The organism is Streptomyces sp. NPDC101165, assembly GCF_044768135.1.
Classification (GTDB): domain Bacteria; phylum Actinomycetota; class Actinomycetes; order Streptomycetales; family Streptomycetaceae; genus Streptomyces.
Map to the genome: position 1 here is coordinate 68,934 of NZ_JBIWPG010000029.1, position 24,796 is coordinate 93,729.

A 24,796-nucleotide genomic window follows, 5' to 3' on the forward strand; every position below is an offset into this window, starting at 1 on the left:
ATGTCTGCGGTGAAGATGCACGAGGACGAGGTCGAGATCGACGCTGCGCTGGTGCGGCGGATGATCGCACGGCAGTTCCCCGCCCGGGCGTCGCTGCCCGTCCGGCGTCTGGAGTCCTCCGGTACCGAGAACGCGATGTTCCGTCTGGGGACGGAGCTGGTGGTGCGGCTGCCCCGGCATCCCGGCGCCGTGGCCGACGTGGTGCACGAGCAGCGCTGGCTGCCCCTCCTGGGGTCGCGCGTTCCGGTGGCCACGCCCGAGCCGGTCGGGCTCGGCGAGCCGGACGAGGACTTTCCGTGGCCCTGGTCGGTGTACCGCTGGCTGGACGGGCGCAATCCGGTTGCGGGTGCCGTCGAGGCGCCGGAGCGGCTGGCCGAGGAGCTGGGGGCGTTCGTGGCCGCGCTGCGCCGGACCGACCTCCGGGACGGGCCGTCCGCCGGCCGGGGCGTCCCGCTCGCGACCCGCGACGAGCCGACCCGGGCCGCCCTGGAGCAGCTCGCCGGCAGGATCGACACGGACACGGTGACGTCTGTGTGGGAGCGTGCGCTGCGCGCCCCAGAGCACGGCGGGTCACCGGCCTGGATGCACGGCGATCTGTCCCCGGGGAACGTCCTGGTGGCCGACGGGCGGCTGAGCGCGGTGATCGACTTCGGCTGTGCCGGGGTCGGCGATCCCGCCGTGGACCTGATCGTGGCCTGGAACCTGCTGCCCACGAGCGCCCGCGACACCTTCCGCAAGACCGTGGGCGCCGACGACGCCGAGTGGGCGCGCGGGCGGGGCTGGGCGCTGTCGATCTCGCTGATCCAGCTGCCGTACTACTGGCACACCAACCCGGCGCTGGCGGAGAACTCCCGGCATGTGATCGCCGAGATCCTCGCCGAGGCCGGGTAGCGGCCCAGTCCCCCGAGGGACGGCCTACTCCCCCGCGTATGCCTTGTCCAGCTCGGCGATGTCGAGCTTGCCCATGCTCAGCATGGCGCGGCTGGTGCGGGTCGCCTTCTCCGGGTCCGGGTCGCCGATCATGTCGATCAGGCGATCGGGGACGACCTGCCAGGAGACGCCGTACCTGTCCTTGAGCCAGCCGCAGGGCCCGGCCTCGCCGCCGTTCTCGGTGAGCCGGTTCCAGTAGTAGTCGATCTCCTGCTGGTCGGCACAGAAGATCTGGAACGAGATCGCCTCGTTGAACTTGAACTGGGGGCCGCCGTTGAGCGCGACGAACTTCTGGCCGTTGGCCGTGAACTCCACGGCCACCACGGAACCGGCCGGTCCGGGCCCGGCCTCGGTGAAGCGGCCGACGCGGCCGACACTGGAGTTCTTGAAGATCGACACGTAGTAGTCGGCGGCCTCCTCGGCCTGGCCGTCGAACCAGAGACACGTGGTGAATCCGTCGGTGGTCATGCGCACCTCCTGGGGCGTGGAACACGGTCATGTGTATCGACCGGCCCGCGCTCCGAAACTCATCGGTCGGCCACCGACCGGCTTCCCGGGGACACGGCCCGCCGGGCACTAGCATCCGGGCCATGACGTCTGCGTCCGCCGAGACCATCCGGCCGTTTCGACTGTCGGTCCCGCAGAGCGATCTGGACGACCTGTACGACCGCCTCGACCGCACCCGCTGGCCGGCCGAGTTGCCGGGGGCGGGCTGGGAGTACGGCGTTCCCGGCGGGTACCTGCGGGATCTGGCCCGGTACTGGCGGCACGAGTACGACTGGCGGGCCGCCGAGGCGCGGCTGAACGAGTGGCCGCAGTTCACCACCACCGTGGACGGGGCGCACGTCCACTTCGCCCATGTGCGCTCCCCCGAGCCGGACGCGACCCCGCTGATCCTGACGCACGGCTGGCCGGGGTCGATCGTCGAGTTCCTGGACGTCGTCGAGCCGCTCACCGACCCGGTGGCGCACGGCGGCGAGGCCGCCGACGCGTTCCATGTCGTGGTGCCGGGACTCCCGGGCTTCGGTCTCTCCGGGCCCACCACGCAGCCCGGCTGGGAAGCGGCCCGGATCGCCGATGCCTGGGCGGAGCTGATGCGGCGCCTCGGCTACGAGCGCTTCGGCGCACACGGCGGCGACTGGGGCGCGGTCGTCTCCCGCGAGCTGGGCCGCGCCCGTCCCGACCGGGTGATCGGCGTCCACCTCACCCTGCTGCCGGGCGCCCAGGCCGCCACCGAGCCCGGCGCGGAGGAACTGAGCGGGCTCGGTGTGCAGGAGCGGGAGAACACCCTCGCCTCGTGGCGGCGGTGGGCGCAGTGGTCGCGCGAGGGCACGGGCTACGCCGTCCTGCAGTCCACCCGGCCGCACACCCTCGGGTACGCGCTCACGGACTCGCCGGTCGGTCAACTCGCCTGGATCGTAGAGAAGTTCCGGGAGTGGACCGACTCCGAGGAGGTGCCGGAGGAGGCCGTCGACCGGGACCGGCTGCTGACGAACGTCATACTGTACTGGCTGACCGGCACGGCCGGTTCGTCCGCGCGCCTCTACTACGAGCGGGCCCATGCACGCGGCCGGACCACCCGGCCCGCCGAGCCGTCCACGGTGCCGACGGCCCTCGCCCTGTTCCCCGCCGAGCCCCAGATCCCGCTGCGCCACAGGGCGGACCGGACCGAGAACATCGTCCGCTGGACGGAGTTCGACCGGGGCGGGCACTTCGCGGCCCTGGAGGAACCGGACCTGCTGGCCGCCGACCTCCGGGCCTTCTTCCGGCAGTTGCGCGAGAAGGGCATCGGCTGAGCGGACCGGAGGCGGTACCTCAGGCCACCAGGCACAACCCGTTGTACGGCTTGTACGGGTGCTGCGGCACCGCGACCGTACGGCGGCCCGCGGCGGTGTGCCGGGTCAGCTCGCCCTGCGCGAGTGACAGCAGGTCGCCGAGGCCCAGGCCGAGTGCGCGGGCGGCCGCCGCGAGGACCTCGGAGGAGGCCTCCTTGCGACCGCGCTCGATCTCGGAGAGATAGGGCAGGGAGATCCGGGCCTCGTCGGCCACTTCCCGGAGCGTGCGCTCCTGCGCCAGCCGCTCACGGCGCAGCACCTCACCGACCAGATCGCGCCACAGGGGCTCCCTGGGCGCGGGCTCCGGAGCGTCCGTCCGGACCGGCTCGGTCCGGTTCGGCTCCTGGCGGAGCGGGATCACTCGGGCTTCGTTGCTCACCTGATTGCTCACCCCCTCACCCTAGGACCCGAGTTCCACCCGCGCGCACACGCGCTTGCCGACCGGCACGCGCTCCACGGTCACCTTCGCGGCCAGGGCGTGCACGATCTCCATACCGTGCCTGCCGACGCGCTCGGGGTCCTTCGGGAACCGGCGGGGCAGGGCCGAGCTGCTGTCGTACACCACCACCGTGACGGCGGTGTCCGTGCCCTCCAGCTCCAGGATGTAGGGGCCGCTGCTGTGCCGGTCCGCGTTGGTGACCAGCTCGCTCACGACGAGGAGCAGCTCGCCGTCGGTCCGGCTGTCGATGGCGGCGCACCACTCGGTCCTCAGCTGCTGCAGGAACTGGGCCGCGAAAGCCCGTGCGTCGCCGATGCATCCGGGTTCGCCGGTGTAGTGCACCGCGCGTCGCAGCGGCTCCACGGGTACGTCGAAACCAGTCGGTATCACTGCCCCGCCCAGGTATTCGGTCATGCGTGTCTCTCTCGGAAGCCCGATCCGGCCGTTCAGGGTTGCACCAGTCCTCGTACCCCGAGCCGGGCCCGGCAGTCCCCTGATGCGTTCGCCGACCGCGCACAGCGAGCTTTGTCACAGCCGCCGGGACGGGACTGTGGGGGCGCTCACGTCGCCGGGGCGTTCTCCGCCGGGGAGTTCTCGGCGGGCGGGTTCTGGGCCGGAGAGTTCTCGGCGGGAGAGTTCTCGGCCGGCGGCTGCTCCTGAGCGCTGGAGGACTCGGCGGCGCTGGACTTCTCCGTCGACTGTCCGGTCTGCGGGGATTCGCCCTGGCTGGACGGGGCCCCCGACTTGGGGGACTCCGAGGACGGCGCCCCCGAGGTGGAGCCCTCCGTGGACGCGGACTCCGAAGAAGGGGACTCGGACGACGGGGACTCCGAGGACGGGGATTCCGAGGACGGGGATTCCGAGGACGGGGATTCCGAGGACGGGGATTCCGAGGACGGCGACTCGGACGACGGGGACTCCGAAGACGGCGACTCCGACTTTGGCGACTCGGAGGACGGCGATTCGGAGGACGGCGACTTCGACGACGGCGATTCGGAGGACGGCGACTCGGAGCCGGGCGAAGTCGAAGTCGATGTCGAGGGCGACGACGAAGAGCCCGACTTGGAGGGGCCGGTCGAAGTGGACGTCGGCGAAGGTGTCGGCGGGCAGGGGTTCTGCGCGGTGCCCGGTGCCCCGGTCGTGCCCGGGGTGGGCGCGCAGGGGACGGGCCGGGTCCAGGGGTGGGTGTCCCGCGGCGGCTTGGCGTGCTGGTCGTGCCGGCCGGTGTCGTCGCCACGGTTCCGGTGGAACCAGTCGTCGTGGTGGGAGTCGTAGATCACGAAGACATTGACGATCACCGTGGTGGGCCGCACCACGACGACGTTCGCGGGCTGGAACGACGCCCACTGGTCACCCGTGTGCCGCGGCGTGGCGCGCTGGGCGACCGGCGGGGTCAGCGGGTTGCCGCAGGCGCAGCGCGCCCGGGGAACGCCGTGCCCGTCGACCAGGACGGCGGTGCCCGACTGGAGGACGGCCTGGTAGGAGGTGCCGGAGCCACTGCGGTAGCCGTGGTTGGTGACGCGGGTGTCGGCACGCAGCGTCACGGGGGTGAGCGAGCGCAGGTAGGCGGGGACGGCGGAGGGCTGGATGCCGGCTTCCGCCGCGTACGCGCGGTTCTTGGCCGGGTCGGCCTGGAGGGTCCTGATCTGCTTCTCGACGTCACAGCTGGGGCGGTTCTGGACACCGCTGTAGAGGCCCGGCGCACCTCCGTCGACCGTGCGCACCTGGTTGGCGGGCGCGGACGTGGTCGCCTGCGAGGTGCCGGCCGGGGCGGAGGTCTTCCCCGGTGGGGCGGTCGTCGCCGGGGAGGAGGTCTTGGGCGGGGCGGAACTCGTCGTCGCGGTCGATTCCATGAAGGGGTCCGGGCCGGTCTTGCTGGCCGCCTGCAGGAAGACCTCGCCTCCCTGCGCGGTGCCTCCGCCGCCGGGGCGGGTGAGGACCAGCGCCACCACGACCGCGGCGACCACGACGCCGGTGAGGGCGGCCACGCGCGGGGCGGACCTCCACCACGGCCGGTGCGGTCCATCGGCCCCTGCCCCGGAGCCTCCGCCGGGTGGTGGTTCGGGCGGTCCGGAGGGGGGCTGGGAGGGTCCCGACAGCGGACCGGAGGGCGGTCCGGTCGGGCGGCCGGATGACGGAGGTTCGACGCTCACGAGCACTTCTTCCCGTCGCGCTTCCCGTCGCGATGCGCGGCTCTTATCCGAGTAAGACCCGTTTGCTGTGCATTTGCTGCACAATTCCTCCTATTGTGTGCTCCTGCCCCAGGTGACTCGCAAGCCGACGCGGACGGGCCACCCGGCGGGCGAGGTGCCCGCCCGCTGCTTAGCGTGGCAAGGGTGAGCCCTGAGACCGTCCCCGCGCGGCCCGTCGCCCGCCACGGCTGGGTGCAGGCCGCGGCCGCGGTGCTGACCGGGCTGGCCGTCATGGCCGTACTCGCCGCGCTGGGCCTGTGGGCGGCCGGAGCGGCGGATCTGCCGGACGGCGCCTTCGCCCGGGTGGTGATGGCGACCGTGGTGGCGGCGGTGGGCGGCACGCTCGAACTCTCCGGCAACGCCGGCGCGCTGGCGCAGACCCGGGCCGGCCTCACGGTGATCCCGCTGTCCGTGACCCTCGCCGGTGCCCTGGTGATCGGCGCGGGCTTTCTGCGGCCGCTGCGGCACCGGGCGGTCGCCTCGGCCCGGGAACTGGCGGGCTGGGCCGCCCGGATCGCGGTGCTGTGGCTGCTCGCGCTGCTCGGCCTCTCCTTCGCCGCCCGGCAGACCTTCGCCGTGGACGTGGGCAGCGGCACCCTCAGCGTTCTCACCGACCTGTTCGACGCGACCCCGAAGGTCGGATTCACCACGAACGTGCCGCTGACGGTGCTGTTCGGGCTGCTGTGGCTGGCCGGAGTGCTGGTACTGACCGTGCTGGTCGCGCCCGGCGCGCCGGTGCCGGGGCGCCTGCTGCGCTGCCAGGAGTCGGTGCGCCCCGCCGCGCACGCCATGGTCGTCCTGCTGCTGGTCTATGTCGGCCTGGGTCTCGTCGTCGCGCTGGCGTCGGCGGTGACGCGCGGGCACGTCGCCGAGACGTTCGCGGTGATCCTGCTCGGCCTGCCCAATCTGGCCTGGCTCGCCCTCTCCCTCGGTCAGGGCGCCACCTGGCACGGCCGGGTCGACGGTCCGTTCGGCCTGCCGATGCCGCATGTCCTGGACCAGATCCTGCGCACGCCCGATGTCGCCACGCTGAATCTGCGCACGCTCACCGCGTACGACCGCGGGATGTGGTGGCTGCTGATCGCGGAGGTGCTGGTGCTGTCGGGGGTCGCCTTTCTGATGGCTGCGCGGTCCCCGGCCCGGGTCCGGGCCTGGCAGCACGCCCTGCGGCTGGCCGTCGCCCTGGCCGTGACGGTGCTGATGATCTGTCTGCTGTGCCGGGTCTCGGCGCATTACGGCCTGTCCCTGCTCGGCATCGGCGAGCTGGGCGGCGGCCTGTCCGGGGAGCTGTTCCTCGAACCCCAGCTGTGGCAGGCGGTGGGCCTCGGTGCGCTGTGGGGGCTGGCCGCCGGCTTCCTGGGCGCACTGCTGGCCCGGCCGGTGCACCGGAGGGGCAAGGTCGAGACGCCCCAGTGACCCTCTCGGAGCCCTTCTAGCGGAAGAAGGGCTGAGCCCACTCCGGCGGCTGCGGGGGTTCGGCCGGTGTCCGCAGGTCCGTCTCGGTGTCCGGGTCGCCGTGACTGTCGTCCTCACCGTCGCCGTCGTCATGGCCGACCTCGCCGGTCGGGGCCGTGCGCAGGGCGGCGACGAAGTCGAGGCAGGTGTCGTAGCGGGCGTCCGGGCTCTTGGCGAGGGCCCTGCCGAAGACGGCGTCGACGGCCGGGACGAGGTCGGGGCGGGACTCGCTCGGCGGGGGCGGCTCGTCGTACTGGTGGGCCCACAGCAGCGCCATGTCGTCCTCGCGCACGAAGGGCGGGTGTCCGGCCAGGGTCTCGTAGACGACACAGGCGAGGCCGTAGACGTCGCAGCGTCCGTCGACGGGCCGCCCGGAGATCTGCTCGGGGGCCACGTAGTCGAGGGTGCCGACGAACTGGCCGACGCTGGTGAACCCGGTCAGGGACAGCGACTTCTTGGTCAGCCCGAAGTCGGTGAGGTAGACGTGCTCGGGGTGATCGCTGTCGGTGCCCCGGGCGACCAGGATGTTGCCGGGCTTCACGTCCCGGTGGACCAGGCCGTGTTCGTGGGCGGCGTCGAGCGCGGAGGCCACCTGCCCGGCAATGCGTACGGCGACCTCGAACGGCAGTGGTCCGCGCTGGTCGAGGAGATGGCGCAGATCACTGCCGGGTACGTACCGCATGGCGATGTAGAGCACGCCGTCCGTCTCGCCGGCCTCGAAGACGGGCACGATGTGCGGATGGTCGATCGCGGCGGCCACCCGGGACTCGTGGGTGAAACGCTGCCGGAAGGTGTCGTTGCGGGCGAGTTCCGGGGCGAGCAGCTTGAGCGCGACCGTCCGGTCCAGACGCAGGTCGCGGGCACGGTAGACCACGGCCATGCCGCCGCGGCCGATCTCGCTCTGCACCAGGTATCCGGCCACCTGGCACCCGATCAGTTGCGAGGGCCGGCGGGAGGACAGGCTCGTCTGGCGCGCCATCAGGGCTCACCCTTGGGAGCCGTGAAGCGGGTGGCGGCGTGCCCGGTGTCCTCGTCCGACGGTGTCCGGTCGGTCGCGTAGGTGTGCAGTCGCCGTCCGTCGGCGTACAGCCACCGCCCCTGCTCGGGGTCGTAGACCCACATGGACTCGCCGTCCAGCACGACCCCGATACGCAGTCCGCGGGTGCGGTCCCCGAAGGACTGCCCGTCCAGGTCTCCGGCCGCGAGTTCCTCCACCGCGGTCCGGTAGTCGGCCAGGGCCTGCTCGGCGCCGGCCAGCAGCGGGCGTGGGTCGGAGGTGCCGACGGGCGGGCCGTCGCCGACGGGCGGGTCCTGGGGTACGGCGATCAGGTGGCGGCCGTCGACCCAGGCGGCCCAGCCGTTGGCGCAGCGGATGTGTCCCCAGTCGCCGACCCGCTCCTCCAGCACCACGGGCAGCAGCGGGTCGAGGGGCACGGTGGGCCTGGAGGGGTCCGGGGCCTCCCAGGCGGGCATGCCGTTCGGCGGCACGACGTGCGTCGGCCGGAATCCGGGGGGATGCTGTTTCGTCATGGCGCCGCCTACTTCCGCATCACGGCGGGTTCGTGGCGGCGCAGCAGCCGGGCGACCAGGAAGCCGTAGCCGACGGACAGCACCAGCAGCATGGCGAGGTCCAGCAGCCAGACGCCGGCGGAGTGCCGGAACAGGGGGTCGGCGGTGAGATCGCCGGGCACGATCCGGGCGAGGTCGACCGTGCCGGCCATGGCGCCCAGCGCCCAGCGGGAGGGCACCAGCCAGGACAACTGTTCGAGGACGGGTACGCCGTGCAGCGGGAGCAGGGCGCCGCAGAAGACGACCTGGACGATGGCCAGCAGCACCAGCAGCGGCATCGTCACCTCCTCCTTACGCACCAGCGCGGAGACCAGCAGGCCGAGCATCATCGCGGTGAACGCCAGCAGGGCGACGGCGAGGGTGATCTCGGCCAGGGGCGGCAGCAGGACGCCGTGGCCGCCCGGTGCGTTGAGGTCGACGCCGAGCAGGGCGACCAGGGTGAGGACGACGGCCTGGACGACCGTGATGGCGCCGAGCACGACGACCTTGGACATCAGGTACGCCGATCTGGGCAGGCCGACGGCGCGTTCGCGCCGGTAGACCACGCGTTCCTTGACGAGTTCGCGCACCGCGTTGGCGGCGCCGATGAGCACACCGCCGACGCACAGGATGAGCAGCGCGTTCATCGCGGTGTCCTGGGTCAGCTTCCCGCCTGCGAGGGCACGGTCCATGGCGCCCATCACGAACGGCAGGGCGATCATGACGGCGAGGAAGGTGCGGTCGGCGGCGAGGACGGCGGTGTAGCGGCGAACGAGGGTGGCCAGCTGGGCACCCCGGCTGCGCGGGCGGAGCGGTGGTGCGGGGGCGACCGGCGCGGAGTCCGGGCGGCGGGGCTGGGTGGTGGCCTCGGTGACGTAGTGCCGGTGGAACGGCGAGTCGCGGTACTCCCCGGCCCAGTCTCGTTCCTGGTCGCGGTCGAAGGCCTCGAAGGCCTCCGGCCACTGCTCGAAGCCGAAGAAGGCGAGGGCGTCGTCGGGCATGCCGTAGTACGCGATCCGGCCGCCTGGGGCGAGGACCAGGAGACGGTCGCAGACGTCGAGACTGAGGACGCTGTGCGTGACCACGATGACGGTGCGGCCGTCGTCGGCGAGTCCGCGCAGCATGTGCATCACCGACCGGTCCATGCCGGGGTCGAGCCCGGAGGTCGGCTCGTCCAGGAACAGCAGCGACGGCTTGGTCAGCAGTTCCAGGGCCACGCTGACCCGCTTGCGCTGCCCTCCGGAGAGGCTGTGCACGGGCTGCTCGGCGCGTTCTTCGAGGCCGAGTTCCCGGATCACCTCGTCCACTCGGGCCCGCCGTTCCGCCCTCGCCGTGTCCTCGGGGAAGCGCAGCTCGGCGGCGTAGGACAGGGCGGCGCGCACGGTGAGCTGGGGGTGCAGGATGTCGTCCTGCGGGACCAGGCCGACGCGCCCGCGCAGCTCGGCGTAGTCGTGGTACAGATCGCGGCCGTCGTACAGGACGGTGCCGTGGTCGGCGGGCCGCTGGCCGGTCAGGGCGTGCAGCAGCGTGGTCTTTCCGGAGCCGCTCGGTCCGACCACCGCGAGCAGGCACTTCTCCCCCACCGGGAAGGAGACGTGGTCGAGCAGGACCTTGCTGCCGTGGTCGACGGCGACCGTGAGGTCCTGCACGTCGAGGGAGATCTCACCGCGGTCGACGTACTCCTGGAGTTCGTCGCCGACCAGGCAGTACGCGACATGCCCGACGCCGATGATGTCGCCGGGGCCGACCGGGGCGCGGGTGACGGGCCGGCCGTTGAGATAGGTGCCGTTGTGGCTGCCGAGGTCGACGATCTCGTGGCCCCCGCCGGGGAGGGCCCGCAGTTCGGCGTGGCGACGGGACACGGTCAGGTCGTCGACGACGAGGTCGTTGCCGTCGGAGCGGCCGATGCGGATCGTGTGCGCGGGCAGCGGTCGTACGCTGCTCGGCGCGCGGAAGGTTCCGGTGAGCTCGGGACGCGAGATCGCCGACGGGCGGTCGGCAGCGGGTGTGCGCGGACCGAGCGGGACGGCTCGGGGGCCGTCGTCGGGATTGCCGAAGCGGATCACGCTGCCGGGGCGGACGTCCCACTTCCGGATGCGCAGGCCGTCGGCGAAGGTGCCGTTGGTGCTCTGCTCGTCCCTGAGCGTCCAGCCGTCGTGGCCGCAGCTCAGCACGGCGTGGTGCCACGAGACCCGGGCATCGTCGAACACGATGTCGCTCAACGGATCACGTCCGACGTGGTAGTCGTGGCCCGGGCTCATCACCGTGGAGCCCGTGTCGGTCTCCAGAACGAGTTCGAGTGACGTCGGGGCGACCGGCTGCTCCGCCATGGCCAGAATTGTACCGATTCGTCCACATATGCGCCCCCGTGGCTCCGGGGATTCAGGTCACGCGGAACCGCCGTGGCACGTGTCAGGCGACGGGTACGACGAGTGCCGGGAGGGTGCGCTGCATGCGCAGCGCGTCCACGGACTCGGCGAGCAGCTCGTACTCGGTGGTGTCGTCACTGGCGGCGATCCGCACCAGCCGCCCGCCGGCCAACTCGTCCGCGACCAGCTCCTGCTGCACATCGTCGCCACACCAGGCACGCAGCAGCGCGGGGACGTCGGCCACCGTATCCGCGACCGGCACGAGCGCCCCCACGGGGAAGGCGGGGGCCTCCGGGCTGGGGTCGAGCCGTTCGGCGATCCAGGACGCCCGGTCCCGCAGCCACCACAGGGCCAGCGCCAGGGTCGGCGCACGATAGGTGCCGAGCGGTACGCCGATCCGCTCTCCACCGCACATGCCGTACGCGGTGACATGGCACAAGAATTCGTCGTGCACGATCACTCCCCCGAACGCATAGCTGTGGTGCCGGTCGAACCCTCGCTTTCCGTGCGGCTCCCGTGCGGTGAAAGTGCCCCTGAAGTTCGAGTATCGCCACTCCAGAAACACTGTCACCATGACTTTCCGGCCAGTCTCCTGGCATATTCACCGCCCGTTCTGGCCGAAAATGCACCGGCTATGCCCCGGCCATACGGTGCCCCCGTCATTACCCGGGAGGTAATCGACCCGCCCCCGCCGCTCGGGCATGGTGGTCACACCGGATCGGCGGAACCCCGGATCCGGCTCCTGACCAGCAGATACGACCTCGACGGAGGCTGATTCGCCATGACCGTGAACACCAACAGTTACGACAGCGCCGTCGCCCGTTACTTCGAGGCCTGGAACGCCACCGAGCCGGAGGCCCTGCAGAAGGCGGTCGCGGCGGCCTGGACCGCCGACGGCAGCTACACCGACCCGCTCGCCGACGTCCGCGGACACGACCAGATCGCCGCCGTGATCGCCGCGGCCCACGAGCAGTTCCCCGGGTTCGCCTTCCGCCCCCTCGGCGCGGTGGACGGGCACCACGACACCGCGCGGTTCGGCTGGGAGCTGGTGAACGAGGCGGACGGCTCGGCGCCGGTTGCCGGGTTCGACGTGATCACGCTGGACGGCGAGGGCCGGATCCGCCAGGTGCTGGGCTTCCTGGACCGGCTGCCCGGAGCCTGAGGCAGAGACGGCGATGAGTATTCCCGCTCGCGGCGGTCTGGTAAGGCAGGAAAAGATCACCGCGAGCGGAGACCATCATGAACACCGACGGCAGGAAAACGGGTACGGCGGGGAAAGTCGACGAGGAATTCACCGCCGTCCTGCGCAAAAGCCCGGAGAAAGGCGGCTGGACCTATGTGATCTGGCCGCGGTCCGTCGAATTCTTCGGCACCCGCGGACTGGTCAAGGTCCGCGGGACGGTCGACGGCCACCCCTTCCAGAGCTCCTTCATGGCCCTGGGCGACAGCACCCACAAGCTCCCCGTGAAGGCCGACGTACGCAAGGCGATCGGCAAGGGTGGGGGCGACACGGTGACCGTAGGCCTCCAGGAGCGACTGTGACCGCACGCCTTCCGGAGTGACTGTCCCGCGGGCCTCCCGGAGCGAGTGTGACCACACGCCCCCCGGAGCGGCTCAGGCCCCGGCCACCTCCCGGTAGCGGCGGGGCGCCATGCCGACGGTGCGCTTGAAGGCGTTACTGAAGGCGCTCTCGGAGGTGTAGCCGACCGAGCGGGCGAGCGCCGCGACCGGGGTGGAGTCCTGCCTGAGAGCGCGGGCGGCCAGGCTCATCCGCCAGTTCTGGAGGTAGGTGAGGGGCGGCACGCCGGCGGCTTCCCGGAAGCGGACGGCGAAGGTGGTCCTGGACATCGCGGCCGCCCGGGCCGGCTCCTCCAGCTGCCAGGGGTGGGCCGGGTCGGCGTGCATCAGGTGCAGGGCGGGGGCGAGCCGCTCGTCCGCCAGGGCCCGCAGCCAGCCGGCCGGCAGCCCCGCCACCTCGCTGAGGCAGGCGCGCAGCACCTGGACGAACATCAGCTGGGCCAGGTGGTCCGTAGAGAAGGCGGAACCGGCCCGGCCGGCGGCCATCTCCTGCATCAGCTGCGCGGTGAGCCGGCGCACCACCGGCGCCTCGGCCGCGGCGGAGCGCACGTGGATCAGCTCGGGCAGGGCCCAGCGCAGCAGGTCGCCGCTGTCCCGGCTCAGGTCGATGTGCCCGGAGACGCACACCACCTCTTCGCCCCTGCCGAGCGCTCCCATGCGGGTGCGCGGATCCACGACGACCTCCGCCGGGTCGAGCGGCTCGAGTCCGGGCTCGCTGCACAGGACGTACGGCCGCCGCCCGTCATCAGCCCCCTGGTGGCCCCTGAGAACGAGGCCGGGGGGCGGGCGGAATCGGGGTTACCCGGTGTGCTCCCGTACGCCGTCGGCCCGGAGGCGGCGGGCCGCCTCTGGGAGGTCAGCGAGCGGTTCACGGCCTGACGGTCACTCACCGCCCCGCGTTCTCAGCCCTTCACGATCGCGTCGATCCGCGCCAGTTCCTCGTCCTCGAAGGCCAGGTTGCGGATCGTGCCGACGCTGTCCTCGATCTGCCGCGGGCTGCTCGCGCCGACCAGGGCTGAGGTCACCCGGCCGCCCCGGAGCACCCAGGCCAGGGCCAGCTGGGCCAGGGTCTGGCCGCGGGACTTGGCGATCTCGTCCAGGGCGCGCAGCCGGCCGACCAGGTCCTCGGTGACCGCGTCCGAGTTCAGGAAGGGGCTGTCGCTCGCGGCCCGGGAGTCCTCGGGGATGCCGTCGAGGTAGCGGCCGGTGAGCAGACCCTGCTCCAGCGGGGAGTACACGATGGAGCCGACCTGCAGCTCGTCCAGGGCGTCCAGCAGGCCCTCGACCTCGGGGCGCCGGTCGAGCATCGAGTAGCGCGGCTGGTGGATGAGGAGCGGGGTGCCGAGTTCACCGAGGATGCGGGCGGCCTCGCGGGTCTGCTCCGCCGAGTAGTTGGAGACCCCGACATAGAGCGCCTTGCCCTGCTGCACCGCGGAGTGCAAAGCGCCCATCGTCTCCTCCAGCGGAGTGTCCGGGTCGAAGCGGTGCGAGTAGAACACGTCGACGTGGTCGAGGCCCATCCGCGTGAGGCTCTGGTCCAGCGAGGACAGCAGGTACTTGCGCGAGCCCCATTCGCCGTACGGGCCGGGCCACATGAGGTAGCCGGCCTTGGTGGAGATCACCAGCTCGTCGCGGTACGGCGTGAAGTCGGCCTTCAGGGCCTCGCCGAGCGCGGACTCGGCGGCGCCGGGCGGCGGGCCGTAGTTGTTGGCGAGGTCGAAGTGGGTGACCCCGAGGTCGAAGGCGCGGCGCAGGATGGCGCGCTGGGTCTCGACGGGCCGGTCGGGCCCGAAGTTGTGCCACAGGCCGAGGGACAGCGCCGGGAGCTTCAGGCCGCTGCGCCCGGTGCGCCGGTAGGGCATGTCGGCGTAACGGTCGGGGTGTGCGGTGTACAACGCGACTCCAGAGGGGTTGGCACAGGTGAGTCCGGTTCCGGGGAACCGGTGTCCACTCTGTCGCGGCCCGCGGGCAGTGGTCCAACAGGAGAATCCGATGGAATTCAGCGGATACGCTTCTGAGTCATGGAACTGCGTCATCTCCAGCACTTCGTCGCGGTCGCCGAGGACCAGCACTTCACCCGGGCCGCCGAACGCCTCATGGTGTCGCAGTCCGGCCTGTCGGCGTCCATCCGGGCGCTGGAACGGGAGCTGCGGGCGCCGCTGTTCGTGCGCACCACCCGGCGGGTGACGCTCACCGAGGCGGGGCGCGCGCTGCTGGTGGAGGCCGAGCGGATCCTGGCGCAGGTGCGCTCGGCACACGAAGCGGTGGCGGCGGTGCAGGGCGTGCTGCGCGGCACGCTGGCGCTGGGCACCGAGCAGTGCATCGCCGGGGTGCATGTGGCGCGGCTGCTGGCGGGTTTCCGGCGGCGGCATCCGGACGTGGAGATCCGGCTGCGGCAGGCAGGCTCGGGCGCGCTGGCCGAGGAGGTCGCCGCCGGACGGCTGGACCTGGCCTTCGCCTACCGGACCCAGGCGGACGACGACCAGCTGCGCTCGGTGTCGCTGACCAGCGAGCCGATGACGGTCCTGTGCCATCCCGAGCACCGGCTCGCCGCGGCCGGCGCGGTGCTGGCACCGGACGACCTGGCCGGTGAGGTCTTCGTGGACTTCCACCCGGACTGGGGGCCGCGCCGCACCACGGACTCCGCGTTCGCCGCGGCCGGTGTCCGGCGCACGGTCGCGCTGGAGGTCAACGACGTGCACAGCCTGCTGGACCTGGTCGACGAGAACCTCGGCATCGCCGTCGTACCGCGGCACTTCCGGCACAAGCGGCCCTCGCTGACGGCACTCCCGGTGAAGGGCACGGGCGAGGCGGAGTACGAGACCGTGGCCCTGCTGCCGCCGGAGCGGGCGACGAGCCCCGCGGCCCGCGCCCTCGTCAGCCTCCTGGAGACCGGGGGACTGACACCGTTCCAGGACGAGCCCCGAGCCTCCTGATCGGACGGCCGGGCACCCGCCTCACCGCCCACACCGGGCCCGGGCACGTGGGGACCGGATTCCGCACGCATGACCGCGCGCGATGCGCGATGGTGGACGCATGCATGCGAAGGACATCCTCATCGACGGCTACGGCCGCATCCAGGAAGAAGTCCATGCCGCCCTCGACGGGATCGGACCGGACGAGCTGCACTCCCGCCCGGCCCCCGACGCCAACTCCGTCGCGTGGCTCGTCTGGCACCTCACCCGGGTGCAGGACGACCACATCGCCGACGCCTTCGACCTCGACCAGGTGTGGCTCGCCCAGGACTGGCAGAAGCGCTTCGGCCTCGACCTCCCCCGCCACGACACCGGCTACGGGCACACTCCCGCGAAGGTCGCCAAAGTGCGGGTCGAGTCGGCCGACCTGCTCACCGGGTACTACGACGCCGTGCACGAGCAGACCCTCGGCGCCCTGCGCGAGCTGGCCGCCAAGGATCTCGAACGTGTCGTGGACGAGCGCTGGGATCCCCCGGTCACCCTGGGGGTCCGCCTGGTGAGCGTCCTGTCCGACGACCTTCAGCACATCGGACAGGCCGCCTACCTGCGGGGGCTGGTTCAGAGCGCAGCGGCGTAACCCGGCAGGACCACGTCCTCGATGAGGGCATTGCGCTCGTCGAACGGGATGAACGCACTCTTGAGGGCGTTCACGGTCACCGTGCGCAGGTCCTCGACGGTCCAGCCGGCCTCCTCGACCAGCAGGGACATCTCCCGGGTCATCGTCGTGCCGGAGACCAGCCGGTTGTCGGTGTTGAGGGTGACCCGGAAGCCCAGGTCCTTCAGCGCGGTGATGGGGTGCTCGGCGATCGAGGTGGCGCAGCCCGTCTGCAGGTTGGAGGTCGGGCACATCTCCAGGGCGATGCGGCGGTCGCGTACCCAGCCGGCCAGGCGGCCGAGCTTGCCGTCGACGATGTCCTCGGTGATGCGCACGCCGTGGCCGATGCGCTGGGCACCGCACACCTGCAGGGCCTGGTGGATGCTGGGCAGGCCGTGCGCCTCGCCGGCGTGGATGGTGAAGGGCACGCTCTCCCGGCGCAGGTGCTCGAAGGCGGCCAGGTGGTCGGCGGGCGGGAAGCCGTCCTCGGCGCCGGCGATGTCGAAGCCGACGACACCGGCGTCGCGGTAGGCCACGGCCAGCTCGGCGGCCTCGCCGACGCGGTCGAACATGCGCATGCCGCACAGCAGGGTGCCGACACGGACGGGCGTACCGGCGGCGGCCGCCTTGGCCATACCGGCGGCGAGGCCCTCCTGGACGGTCTCCACGACCTCGTTCAGGGTGAGCCCGCCCTTGGTGTTCAGCTCGGGCGCGTAGCGCACCTCGGCGTAGACGACGCCGTCGGCGGCGAGGTCGAGGACGTACTCCTCGGCGACGCGCAGCAGACCCTCACGGTTCTGCATGACGGCGAGGGTGTGCTCGAAGGTGGCTATGTAGCGGACCAGGTCGCCGGAGTTGGCGGCCTCGTAGTACCAGGCGGCCAGCTCGTCGGGGTCGGTGGTCGGCAGGGTGTGGCCGACCGCGGCCGCGAGCTCGACGACGGTCGCGGGGCGCAGGCCGCCGTCGAGGTGGTCGTGCAGGACGGCCTTGGGCAGGCGGCGGATCACATCGGCGTCTACGCGCGTAGCAGTCATGGCGGGTCTTTCCTTGAGCAGGCGGTTCGAAGCAGCGGGAAGAGAGTCAGGCGGCGGGCTGGAGCAGGTCCCAGCGGTTGCCGTGGAGGTCCTGGAAGACGGCGACCGAGCCGTACGGCTCGTGGCGCGGCTCCTCCAGGAAGGTCACGCCGGCGGCGGTCATGCGGGCGTGGTCGCGGGCGAAGTCGTCGGTGTACAGGAAGAACCCGACCCGCCCACCGGTCTGGTCCCCGATCCGGGCGCGCTGGTCCTCGCCCTTGGCGCGGGCGAGCAGCAGACCGGTGCCGTGGTTGTCCGTGCCTGGCTCGACCACGACCCAGCGGGAGCCGTCCGGCCGCGGCGTGTCCTCGACCAGTCGGAATCCGAGGGCCTCGGTGTAGAAGCGGATGGCCTCGTCGTAGTCGTCCACGACGAGGGTGACCAGGGCAACGCGTCGCATCGGGGCCTTCCGGTGAGGGTGGTTAGCGGGTGAGGTTATACGTAAAACTTCGCGGACGCCAGTCACCCTCCGCACGGGTGGGTCCGTCGGTGCGCGAGGTGCGGCGGATCAGGGCCTTTCGTCGCCCTGGGCGACCTCGACCCGGTGGTGGAAGTCGGCCATTCCGGTCACCGCGGCCACGCTGGAGACGGCGGCGCAGGCGAGCAGCAGCGCGGCGATGCGCCGACCGGTGCGGTGCGCGGTCCGGGGAGCGGCCAGCAGAGCCTGGACGCGCTGGGGGACGGGGCCCGTCGTGGCCGCCGCGGCGAAGTCGGGGCGCTCCGAGCGGACGGCCTGCCCGGCGAGGGCGGCGCGGGCGATGGCGCGGGCGATCAGACGCCGGTCACCCACCGAGACCGCGGCGGCCTCGTCGGCGGCGCGCTCGGCGGCGAGCCGGATGGTCTCGCGGACCGGGCGCAGGGCGGGATGGCAGTGCGCCGCGAGTTCGGCGGCGGCGAGGAAGTAGTGGTGCCCGCCCTCGTTGTGCGCCCGCTCGTGCGCGAACAGCGCCTCGCGCTCGCGTCCGTCGAGGCTGCGCAGCATGGCGGTGGTGACGACGATGCGGTGCGGGCGCCCGGGCAGGGCGTACGCGTCCGGGCGGGGCGAGTCGACCACGCACAGGTCGCCCGCGGCGGGTCCGCGGCCGGCCTCCGTGCGGGCGGCCCGGAAGGCGCGGGTCTGGCGCAGCACCGAGCGGACGAGGGTCCAGCCGCACACGGCGAGGGCGCCGACGGAGGTCGCGGCGGCGGGCAGGACGATGAAGTCCGAGGCCGTGTGCAGCGGGTGCACCAGTTCACCGAGGGCGGCGAACAGCGGCACCTTGAGCAGGCCCGTCAGGACGAACCCGCCGAGCGCGGCGAGCGAGCTGCCCGCGAGGACTACAGCACAGGCGGTGATCGCCCACAGCGCGACGGCCGGGACGAGCCGGTCCAGGGCCCGCCGGGCCAGCGCCGGCAGGGCGAACGGCAGCAGTAGCGGCAGCAGGAGCAGTGCGGTCATCAGTCGTCGGATTCGAGCAGGTCCCGCAGGATGCGTTCGTCGTCGGGGCTGAGCTGGGCGACGAAGCGGGCGAGGACGGTTTCGCGGTCGCCGTCCCGGTCGAGTTCGGTGTGCATCCGGCGCGCGGTGAGGCCCTGCGGGTCCTGGAGCGGGAAGTAGGCGTAGCCGCGGCCCTGGCGGTGTCGCTCCACCATGCCCTTGTCGTGCAGGCGGGTGAGGATGGTCGTCACCGTCGTGCGAGCGAGGGCCGTGCCGAGGCTCAGCTGGACCTGGCCGGGTGTCTGGGGCGCGCCGGCGGCCCAGAGGGCGGCCATGACGCTCGCTTCGAGCTCACCGGCCGGCCGGCGTTCGTCCTTGGCGTCGGTCATGGGAACGTTCCTCACCCCGTCTTCGGCTGCAGTTCGGAAGACCGTCTACGCCATTGTAGTCAGCCGGGTGCCGCGCCGGGCCGTGCGCCCGGACGCCCAGGGTGGAAGGGGCCGCCGACGAAGTCCGAACGGCTGCGTGCGCACCGTCCCCGCGCTTCCTCGACGGCTCCTCCCTGCGCGGCGCAGCGGTCCCGCAGTACTGCCGGGCCCGCGCCTGCTGAAGCGAGTGAGCGCCGGCAGGGTCCTCGACCCGCCCTGCGCCGCCCGTGGTGTCAGACGGCCTGGGTGTGGAGAGCGTTCAGCCGCTCCAGCTCCTCCTGGCTGAGCCGCAGGGCACCCGCGGCCACGTTCTCCGTCAGATGGTCCGGGTTGCCGGTGCCGGGGATGGCGAGGACGTGCGGGCCCTGGTGCAGGGTCCAGACGGTGCGGATCTGCGCGGGGCTCACACCGTGCGCGCGGGCGACGGCGAGGATCTCGTCGTCGTTGCGCGTGCCGGCCGCGCCGCGCTCGCCGCCCGTGCCCGCGACGGCGAAGTAGGGAACGAAGGCGATGCCGCGTTCGCCGCACATCCGCACGAGCTCGTCGGCTCGCGGGTCCGGGGCGTCCAGCGCGTACCGGTTCTGCACGGAGACGACGGGGGCGATCTCCAACGCCTCGGTCAGGTGCCGCGGCTGGATCGCGGAGATGCCGAGGTGCCGGACCAGGCCGGCCTCGCGCAGTTCGGCGAGGGCACCGAAGTGTTCGGCGATGGAGTCCTGGTTCATCCGGCGCAGATAGACGAGGTCGAGGTGGTCCCGGCCGAGTTGGCGCAGGTTCTCCTCGACGTGACCGCGCAGCTGGTCGGGCCGGGCCGAGGCGCCCCACTCTCCGGAACAGTCGCGGAACGGGCCGACCTTGGTCGCGATGACCAGGTCGTCGGCGTACGGCGCGAGGGCGGTGTTGATGAGTTCGTTGGCGGAGCGCAGGGAGGAGAAGTAGAACGCGGCCGTGTCGATGTGGTTCACACCGAGTTCCACGGCCCTGCGCAGAACGGCGATCGAGCGTGCGCGGTCGCTGACGGTGCCGAGATGGAAGGCGGCACTGCCCGTCAGCCGCATGGCACCGAAGCCGATGCGGTGGACGGGCAGGTCACCGAGTTTGAAGGTTCCGGAGGCGTCCGCGGTGATCGTTTCAGCGGTCATCGGCGGAGTCTCGCACACGCGCCCCGGAACCGTCCCTTCAGCCGAGCGGCTTGGCCAGCACCGCCTTGCGGTGGCTGAACGTCTCGATCGAGTAGCGCCCGTGGTAGCTGCCCATGCCGCTCTCCCCCACACCGCCGAACGGCAGGTCGGAGACGGTCAGATGGGCGAGCGGCAGGCCGTGGCCGAGGCCGCCCGAGGAGGTCTCGGCGGCGATGCGCCCGCGCGTCTGCTCGGACTCGGTGAAGACATACAGCGCGAGCGGCTTGTCGCGGTCGTTGATGAAGTCGATCGCCGCGTCCAGACCCGGCACGGCGACGATCGGCAGGACCGGGCCGAAGATCTCCTCCTGCATCACGGGGGACTTCGGGTCGACGTCCGCGAGCACGGTCGGCGCGATGTACTTGTCCGTACGGTCGCTGCCGCCGCCGACCGCCACCCGGCCGGAGCCGAGCAGGGCGGAAAGCCGGTCGAAGTGGCGCTCGTTGACGATCCGGCCGTACTCGGGCGAGGCCTGCGGGTCGGCGCCGAAGAGTGCCTCGACGGCACGGACCAGCGCGGCCTCCAGGGCCGCGGCGGTCTCCGGGTCGGTGAGGACGTAGTCGGGGGCCACGCAGGTCTGGCCCGCGTTCAGGAACTTGCCGCGCGCCAGCCGGTCGGCGACCACGTCGAGGTCGGTGCCGCGGTCGACGAACACCGGGGACTTGCCACCCAGTTCGAGGGTGACCGGGGTGAGGTGCTCGGCGGCGGCACGCATCACGATGCGGCCGACGGTGCCGTTGCCGGTGTAGAAGATGTGGTCGAAGCGCTCGGCGAGCAGGGCCGTGGTCTCCGGGATGCCGCCCTCGACCACGGCCACGGCGTCGGTGTCGAGATGGGCGGGGATCAGCTCGGCCAGCGCGGCCGAGGTGGCCGGGGCCAGCTCGCTCGGCTTGACCACGACCGCGTTGCCGGAGGCCAGCGCACCGACCATGGGGGCGAGCAGAAGCTGGGCCGGGTAGTTCCAGGGGGCGATGACGAGGACGACGCCGAGCGGGTCGTACTGCGTCCAGGCCGTCGCGTCGCCGCCGAGATGCGCCGGGACGGGCGCGGACTCGGGGCGCAGCCACTCGTCCAGGTGCTCCAGGGTGTGGTCGATCTCCCGGATCGTGAAGTCGATCTCGGTGCGGTAGGCCTCGGTGCTGCTCTTGCCCAGGTCGGCGTGGAGCGCGGCGGCGAGGTCCGCGCCGTTCTCCGTGAGCATCGCGCGCAGCCGCCGGAGCTGGCCGGTGCGCCACTCGACGGGCTTGGTGCGACCGGTGCGGAAGGTGGCGCGCAGCCGGGCCACGACGTCGGCGGGCTGCTCGGGGGTGGAGTGGTTCACGGATGCCTCGCTGGTGGTGCACGGGCTGGTCGGCCCGAGCGTAGGGTCTCGAAAGGTCAGATGTAAATGCCAACCTTTCAGGTCCCCAAGTAAATTCCGCCGGCTGCCGTCGGTGACGAGGGTCACGTCGCCCGGTGGTCGAGGTCCCGTCGGCGCCGCTCCAGGTGAGCCCGCTCGGCCTCGCTCGTGGCCAGTTCGACGGCGGTCGCGTACTCCGCCGCGGCCTCGGCGGGTCGGTCGAGGCGGCGCAGCAGGTCGGCGCGGACGGCGTGCAGCACGTGGTAGCCGGTGAGGTCGAGGGAGTCGACCAGCGCCAGGGCCGCGGCCGGGCCCTCGACCTCCGCCACCGCGACCGCCCGGTTCAGCGCGACGACCGGCGACGGGGCGACGGCCGTCAGTTGGTCGTACAGGCTGAGGATCTGACCCCAGTCGGTGGCTGCGGCGATCGGCGCGTCGCTGTGTACGGCGTTGATCGCGGCCTGGATCTGGTACGGCCCCGGCCGATCGCGACGCAGGCAGCGCCGCACCAGGTCCTGCCCCTCGGCGATCAGGCCGCGGTCCCACCGGCCGCGGTCCTGCTCGGGCAGCGGCACCAGGCGGCCGTCCGCGTCCCGCCGGGCCGGCCGGCGCGCCTCGATCAGCAGCATCAGGGCGAGCAGTCCGGTGACCTCGGGTTCGTCCGGCATCAGCTCGGCCAGCAGCCGGCCGAGCCGTACGGCTTCCGCGCACAGGGCGGGATCGCCGGTGTAGCCCTCATTGAAGATCAGGTAGACGACGGCGAGGACTCCGCCGAGCCGGTCGGGCAGATCGGCGTCGCGGGGCACGCGGTACGGGATGCCCGCGTCGCGGATCTTGGCCTTGGCCCGCACCAGCCGCTGGGCGAGCGTCGGCTCGGGGACCAGGAAGGCGCGGGCGATCTGGGCGGTGCTCAGGCCGCCGAGCAGGCGCAGGGTGAGGGCGACGCGGGACTGCAGGGCGAGTGCGGGGTGACAGCAGGTGAAGATCAGCCGGAGCCGGTCGTCGCGCACGGGGCCCTCCTCGGGCGGTGCGTCGGGCGCGTACAGCCGGGCGGCCTCGGCCTGTCGGGCGTCCCGGGAGGACTCGCGGCGCAGCCGGTCGACGGCTCGGTTGCGGGCGGTGGTGATGATCCAGCCGGCCGGGCTCGGCGGCACGCCGGTCTCCGGCCACTTGCGCACGGCGGTGGCGAAGGCGTCCTGCACCGCTTCCTCGGCGAGGTCGATGTCGCCGAGGAAGCGGACGAGGACGGCGACCGCGCGCCCGTACTCCGCGCGGAAGACGGCCTCGATGTCGGGCGCCTCGGCCATCAGTGCTGGTCCACGAAGGGCCGTACCTCGATGGGCAGGGTGGTCGCCAGGGCGGCCTTGCGCCCCCACTCCAGGGCCTCGTCCAGGTCGGCGGCCCGGATCAGGCAGAGCCCGCCCAGGTACTCCTTGCCCTCGGCGTAGGGCCCGTCGGTGATGAGCACGTCGCCGTCCTTGGGGCGCAGCACGGTGGCGGTCTCCGGGCCGTGCAGGCCACCGGCGAAGACCCAGGCCCCGGCCGCGCGGAGTTCGTCGTTGAAGGTCTCGACGTCGCGCATGATCTCGGCGAGCGCCTCGGGGGCGGGCGGCTGTCCGCCGGCCGGCTGGACCACGCTGAGCAGGTAGTGCTTCATGATGTCCTCCTGCGGTTCTTCCCCGGCGTCTTCCCGGTGCCGGGGGTGTCTGTCACCTCCTACACGAACGGGCGGAGCCCGGATCGACACCGCGCGCCACGGATCCGGAAGAAAAAACCGGCAGCGGTCTTCGGAAGAATCCTCCGCATGACCGACACCGCACATCCGCTCGTCGTCCGCGCCCGGCGGCTCGCCGCCGACCTGCTCGTCCCCGAGGCCGAGCGGGTGGACCGGGAGGGCGTCCCCGTGAGCCATATCGAGGCGGTGAAGGAGTCCGGGCTGCTCGGCGTCGTCGCACCCGTCGCGTACGGCGGCTCGGGGGCACCTTCGGCGGTACTGCGGGAGACCGCGGAGATCCTGGCCGGGGCGTGCTGCTCGACGTGGTTCGTCCAGACGCAGCACCACACGCCCGTGCAGACCCTGGCGAAGAGCGAACTGCCGGTACGCGAGCGCCTCTTGGGCCCTCTCGCCCGCGGTGAGCTGCTGTCCGGGGTGGCGTACGCGCATCTGCGGGCGTATCCGCGCGTCCCGGTGCGGGTCCGGCGGGAGGGCGGCGGCTGGCGGTTCGACGGGACCGTCCCCTGGTACACCGGATGGGGCCTGAACGACGTCATGCTGCTCGCCGGGGTGACGGAGGCGGACGAGGCCCTGTTCGCCTTCGTCGAGGCACGCGACCAGCCGGGCCTGCGGGCCTCGCCGCCGCTGCACCTCGCGGCGCTCACCGCCGCCCGCACGGTGTCGCTGGAGCTGGACGGCCTGCGGCTCCCCGAGGAGGCGGTGGCCCTGCGGACGCCGTACCAGTCGTGGATGCCCGGCGACCGGGCCAGGACGCTGAACGCCACTCCGGCGGTCTTCGGCATCGCGGAGGCGGCCCTGTCCTTGCTGGACGAGGAGTCCGCCGACCCGCTCCGCGCCCGCCTCGCCGACGTCCGCCGCCGCGCCTACGCCCTGGCCGACCACCCGGCGTCGCTGGAGCGGGTCGCGGAACGACTCGCCGTACGGGCCGAGGCGTACGACGTCCTGGGTACGGCCACCACGGCGGCGGTGGTGGCCGGCGGCGGCCGCGCCATGTCCCTGACCAGCCGCGCCCAACGCCTGGCCCGCGAGGGGCTGTTCCTGCTGGTCCAGGGGCAGACGGCGGAGACCCGGCAGGCGCATCTGCGGGCGCTGGGCGCGGGTTCGGCCGGGGGCGGGGTGTGAGGACGAGCGGGGCGTGAAGCCGGGCGGGGCGTAGGGCCGAGCGGCGCGTGAAGCCGAGCGGCGCGTGAAGCCGACCAGCGCGTAGAGCCGACCGGCGCGTGAAGCCGGGCGGGGCGTAGGGCCGAGCGGCGCGTGAAGCCTACCTGCGCGTAGAGCCGAGCGGCGCGTGAACCGGGCGCCGCTCGCGGGCAGGCGCCGAGCACCGACCGGGGTCGTGGCCGAGGCCATCACGGCGACGGTGCGAGAGGCGGTCGGTGCCCGGGCGCGGCCGAGGTGGACGCGCGGGCACATCGGCGGAGGCCGTACACCGCAGCCGGCCGGTGCGCGTGGACGCGCCACGCGCGGACAGGCAAGCAGCCGCCACCCGGCCAAACTGACGGAGGCCGCACACCACAGCGAGCCGACTCTCGCCCACGCGCCACACACGGACGCGCCAGCCGCAGCCGCCCAGACACACCGCCGGAGGCCATACACCGCAGCCGGCCGATTCGCGTGGACGCGCCACGCGCGGACAGGCAAGCAGCCGCCACCCGGCCAAACTGACGGAGGCCGCACACCACAGCGAGCCGACTCTCGCCCACGCGC

25 protein-coding genes and 2 pseudogenes are annotated in these 24,796 nt (G+C 72.6%); 8 read left to right on the top strand and 19 right to left on the bottom strand.

Annotated elements, in window-relative coordinates:
• The gene (locus ACIRVH_RS41500) at nucleotides 1-891 is read left to right on the top strand and encodes an aminoglycoside phosphotransferase family protein (RefSeq protein WP_403964999.1); all 891 of its coding nucleotides are present in this window, start codon (nucleotides 1-3) and stop codon (nucleotides 889-891) included.
• A gap of 24 nt (nucleotides 892-915) precedes the next feature.
• Here ACIRVH_RS41500 and ACIRVH_RS41505 read toward each other — a convergent pair whose 3' ends face one another.
• Nucleotides 916-1,398 carry a VOC family protein gene (locus tag ACIRVH_RS41505; RefSeq protein ID WP_403965001.1) on the bottom strand — a complete coding sequence of 161 codons (483 nt, stop codon included), beginning with the start codon at nucleotides 1,396-1,398 and terminating at the stop codon, nucleotides 916-918.
• A gap of 122 nt (nucleotides 1,399-1,520) precedes the next feature.
• Here ACIRVH_RS41505 and ACIRVH_RS41510 point away from each other — a divergent pair, with 122 nt between their 5' ends.
• Nucleotides 1,521-2,726: an epoxide hydrolase family protein gene (locus ACIRVH_RS41510; RefSeq protein ID WP_403965003.1), complete on the top strand. Its 1,206-nt coding sequence runs from the start codon at nucleotides 1,521-1,523 to the stop codon at nucleotides 2,724-2,726.
• A 19-nt stretch (nucleotides 2,727-2,745) separates the two neighbouring features.
• Here ACIRVH_RS41510 and ACIRVH_RS41515 read toward each other — a convergent pair whose 3' ends face one another.
• The 3 genes and pseudogenes from ACIRVH_RS41515 to ACIRVH_RS41525 form a co-directional block, all read right to left on the bottom strand.
• A complete protein-coding gene (locus tag ACIRVH_RS41515) occupies nucleotides 2,746-3,156 on the bottom strand; it encodes a helix-turn-helix domain-containing protein (protein ID WP_403965005.1) in 411 nt (136 codons plus the stop codon).
• A 9-nt stretch (nucleotides 3,157-3,165) separates the two neighbouring features.
• Entirely contained in the window at nucleotides 3,166-3,618 is a 453-nt protein-coding gene (locus tag ACIRVH_RS41520; RefSeq protein ID WP_403965007.1) for an ATP-binding protein, read from the bottom strand.
• Between the two features lie 452 nt (nucleotides 3,619-4,070).
• Nucleotides 4,071-5,357 (bottom strand): annotated as a pseudogene (locus tag ACIRVH_RS41525) (DUF6777 domain-containing protein); the annotation flags it as partial.
• Nucleotides 5,358-5,540: 183 nt separating this feature from the next.
• Between ACIRVH_RS41525 and ACIRVH_RS41530 the strand changes: the two are divergent.
• Nucleotides 5,541-6,812, top strand: a complete 1,272-nt coding sequence (locus ACIRVH_RS41530; RefSeq protein WP_403965009.1) for a streptophobe family protein — start codon at nucleotides 5,541-5,543, stop codon at nucleotides 6,810-6,812.
• Between the two features lie 16 nt (nucleotides 6,813-6,828).
• Here ACIRVH_RS41530 and ACIRVH_RS41535 read toward each other — a convergent pair whose 3' ends face one another.
• The 4 genes from ACIRVH_RS41535 to ACIRVH_RS41550 all read right to left on the bottom strand — a co-directional run bounded on the left by ACIRVH_RS41535 (nucleotide 6,829) and on the right by ACIRVH_RS41550 (nucleotide 11,222).
• Nucleotides 6,829-7,830, bottom strand: a complete 1,002-nt coding sequence (locus tag ACIRVH_RS41535; RefSeq protein WP_403965011.1) for a serine/threonine-protein kinase — start codon at nucleotides 7,828-7,830, stop codon at nucleotides 6,829-6,831.
• A complete protein-coding gene (locus ACIRVH_RS41540; protein WP_403965013.1) occupies nucleotides 7,830-8,381 on the bottom strand; it encodes a hypothetical protein in 552 nt (183 codons plus the stop codon). The genes ACIRVH_RS41535 and ACIRVH_RS41540 overlap by 1 nt, the downstream gene beginning before the upstream one ends.
• An 8-nt stretch (nucleotides 8,382-8,389) precedes the next feature.
• A complete protein-coding gene (locus tag ACIRVH_RS41545) occupies nucleotides 8,390-10,729 on the bottom strand; it encodes an FHA domain-containing protein (RefSeq protein ID WP_403965015.1) in 2,340 nt (779 codons plus the stop codon).
• An 82-nt stretch (nucleotides 10,730-10,811) separates the two neighbouring features.
• Entirely contained in the window at nucleotides 10,812-11,222 is a 411-nt protein-coding gene (locus ACIRVH_RS41550; protein WP_403965017.1) for a hypothetical protein, read from the bottom strand.
• 327 nt (nucleotides 11,223-11,549) lie between these two features.
• Here ACIRVH_RS41550 and ACIRVH_RS41555 point away from each other — a divergent pair, with 327 nt between their 5' ends.
• Nucleotides 11,550-11,930, top strand: coding sequence for a nuclear transport factor 2 family protein (locus tag ACIRVH_RS41555; RefSeq protein WP_094221750.1), 381 nt, complete (start codon nucleotides 11,550-11,552; stop codon nucleotides 11,928-11,930).
• Between the two features lie 77 nt (nucleotides 11,931-12,007).
• The gene (locus tag ACIRVH_RS41560; protein ID WP_403965019.1) at nucleotides 12,008-12,310 is read left to right on the top strand and encodes a DUF1905 domain-containing protein; all 303 of its coding nucleotides are present in this window, start codon (nucleotides 12,008-12,010) and stop codon (nucleotides 12,308-12,310) included.
• Nucleotides 12,311-12,382: 72 nt separating this feature from the next.
• Here the strand turns inward: ACIRVH_RS41560 and ACIRVH_RS41565 are convergent, their stop codons facing one another.
• The 3 genes and pseudogenes from ACIRVH_RS41565 to mgrA form a co-directional block, all read right to left on the bottom strand.
• A complete protein-coding gene (locus ACIRVH_RS41565; protein ID WP_403965082.1) occupies nucleotides 12,383-12,778 on the bottom strand; it encodes a helix-turn-helix transcriptional regulator in 396 nt (131 codons plus the stop codon).
• Nucleotides 12,761-13,072, bottom strand: a pseudogene (locus ACIRVH_RS41570) (cupin domain-containing protein); the annotation flags it as partial. The pseudogene ACIRVH_RS41570 and the gene ACIRVH_RS41565, both read right to left, overlap by 18 nt.
• 176 nt (nucleotides 13,073-13,248) lie before the next feature.
• Nucleotides 13,249-14,241 (bottom strand): L-glyceraldehyde 3-phosphate reductase, encoded by a 993-nt coding sequence (gene mgrA, locus ACIRVH_RS41575; protein ID WP_403965021.1) that lies wholly within the window; start codon nucleotides 14,239-14,241, stop codon nucleotides 13,249-13,251.
• Between the two features lie 126 nt (nucleotides 14,242-14,367).
• Here mgrA and ACIRVH_RS41580 point away from each other — a divergent pair, with 126 nt between their 5' ends.
• Nucleotides 14,368-15,282, top strand: a complete 915-nt coding sequence (locus tag ACIRVH_RS41580) for a LysR substrate-binding domain-containing protein (protein WP_403965023.1) — start codon at nucleotides 14,368-14,370, stop codon at nucleotides 15,280-15,282.
• A 100-nt stretch (nucleotides 15,283-15,382) separates the two neighbouring features.
• Nucleotides 15,383-15,898, top strand: a complete 516-nt coding sequence (locus ACIRVH_RS41585; protein ID WP_403965025.1) for a DUF664 domain-containing protein — start codon at nucleotides 15,383-15,385, stop codon at nucleotides 15,896-15,898.
• On the opposite strand, the gene ACIRVH_RS41590 is transcribed toward ACIRVH_RS41585, so the two are convergent.
• The 8 genes from ACIRVH_RS41590 to ACIRVH_RS41625 form a co-directional block, all read right to left on the bottom strand.
• On the bottom strand, nucleotides 15,880-16,950 hold the full coding sequence (locus ACIRVH_RS41590) for an adenosine deaminase (RefSeq protein WP_403965027.1): 1,071 nt from the start codon (nucleotides 16,948-16,950) through the stop codon (nucleotides 15,880-15,882). The two genes, ACIRVH_RS41585 and ACIRVH_RS41590, sit on opposite strands and share 19 nt — an antisense overlap.
• 46 nt (nucleotides 16,951-16,996) lie before the next feature.
• Nucleotides 16,997-17,389 carry a VOC family protein gene (locus ACIRVH_RS41595; RefSeq protein ID WP_403965029.1) on the bottom strand — a complete coding sequence of 131 codons (393 nt, stop codon included), beginning with the start codon at nucleotides 17,387-17,389 and terminating at the stop codon, nucleotides 16,997-16,999.
• Between the two features lie 108 nt (nucleotides 17,390-17,497).
• Nucleotides 17,498-18,427: a M48 family metalloprotease gene (locus ACIRVH_RS41600; RefSeq protein WP_403965031.1), complete on the bottom strand. Its 930-nt coding sequence runs from the start codon at nucleotides 18,425-18,427 to the stop codon at nucleotides 17,498-17,500.
• Nucleotides 18,427-18,795, bottom strand: coding sequence for a BlaI/MecI/CopY family transcriptional regulator (locus ACIRVH_RS41605; protein WP_403965033.1), 369 nt, complete (start codon nucleotides 18,793-18,795; stop codon nucleotides 18,427-18,429). The genes ACIRVH_RS41600 and ACIRVH_RS41605 overlap by 1 nt, the downstream gene beginning before the upstream one ends.
• 272 nt (nucleotides 18,796-19,067) lie before the next feature.
• Nucleotides 19,068-19,976: an aldo/keto reductase gene (locus ACIRVH_RS41610; protein ID WP_403965036.1), complete on the bottom strand. Its 909-nt coding sequence runs from the start codon at nucleotides 19,974-19,976 to the stop codon at nucleotides 19,068-19,070.
• 37 nt (nucleotides 19,977-20,013) lie between these two features.
• Entirely contained in the window at nucleotides 20,014-21,336 is a 1,323-nt protein-coding gene (locus ACIRVH_RS41615) for an aldehyde dehydrogenase family protein (protein ID WP_403965038.1), read from the bottom strand.
• Between the two features lie 122 nt (nucleotides 21,337-21,458).
• Nucleotides 21,459-22,661, bottom strand: coding sequence for an RNA polymerase sigma factor (locus tag ACIRVH_RS41620; RefSeq protein WP_403965040.1), 1,203 nt, complete (start codon nucleotides 22,659-22,661; stop codon nucleotides 21,459-21,461).
• Entirely contained in the window at nucleotides 22,661-23,011 is a 351-nt protein-coding gene (locus ACIRVH_RS41625) for a YciI family protein (RefSeq protein ID WP_403965042.1), read from the bottom strand. Before ACIRVH_RS41625 ends, ACIRVH_RS41620 begins: the two co-directional genes overlap by 1 nt.
• Nucleotides 23,012-23,158: 147 nt before the next feature.
• On the opposite strand from ACIRVH_RS41625, the gene ACIRVH_RS41630 reads away from it, so the two are divergent.
• On the top strand, nucleotides 23,159-24,211 hold the full coding sequence (locus ACIRVH_RS41630) for an acyl-CoA dehydrogenase family protein (RefSeq protein WP_403965044.1): 1,053 nt from the start codon (nucleotides 23,159-23,161) through the stop codon (nucleotides 24,209-24,211).
• Nucleotides 24,212-24,796: the final 585 nt, after the last annotated feature.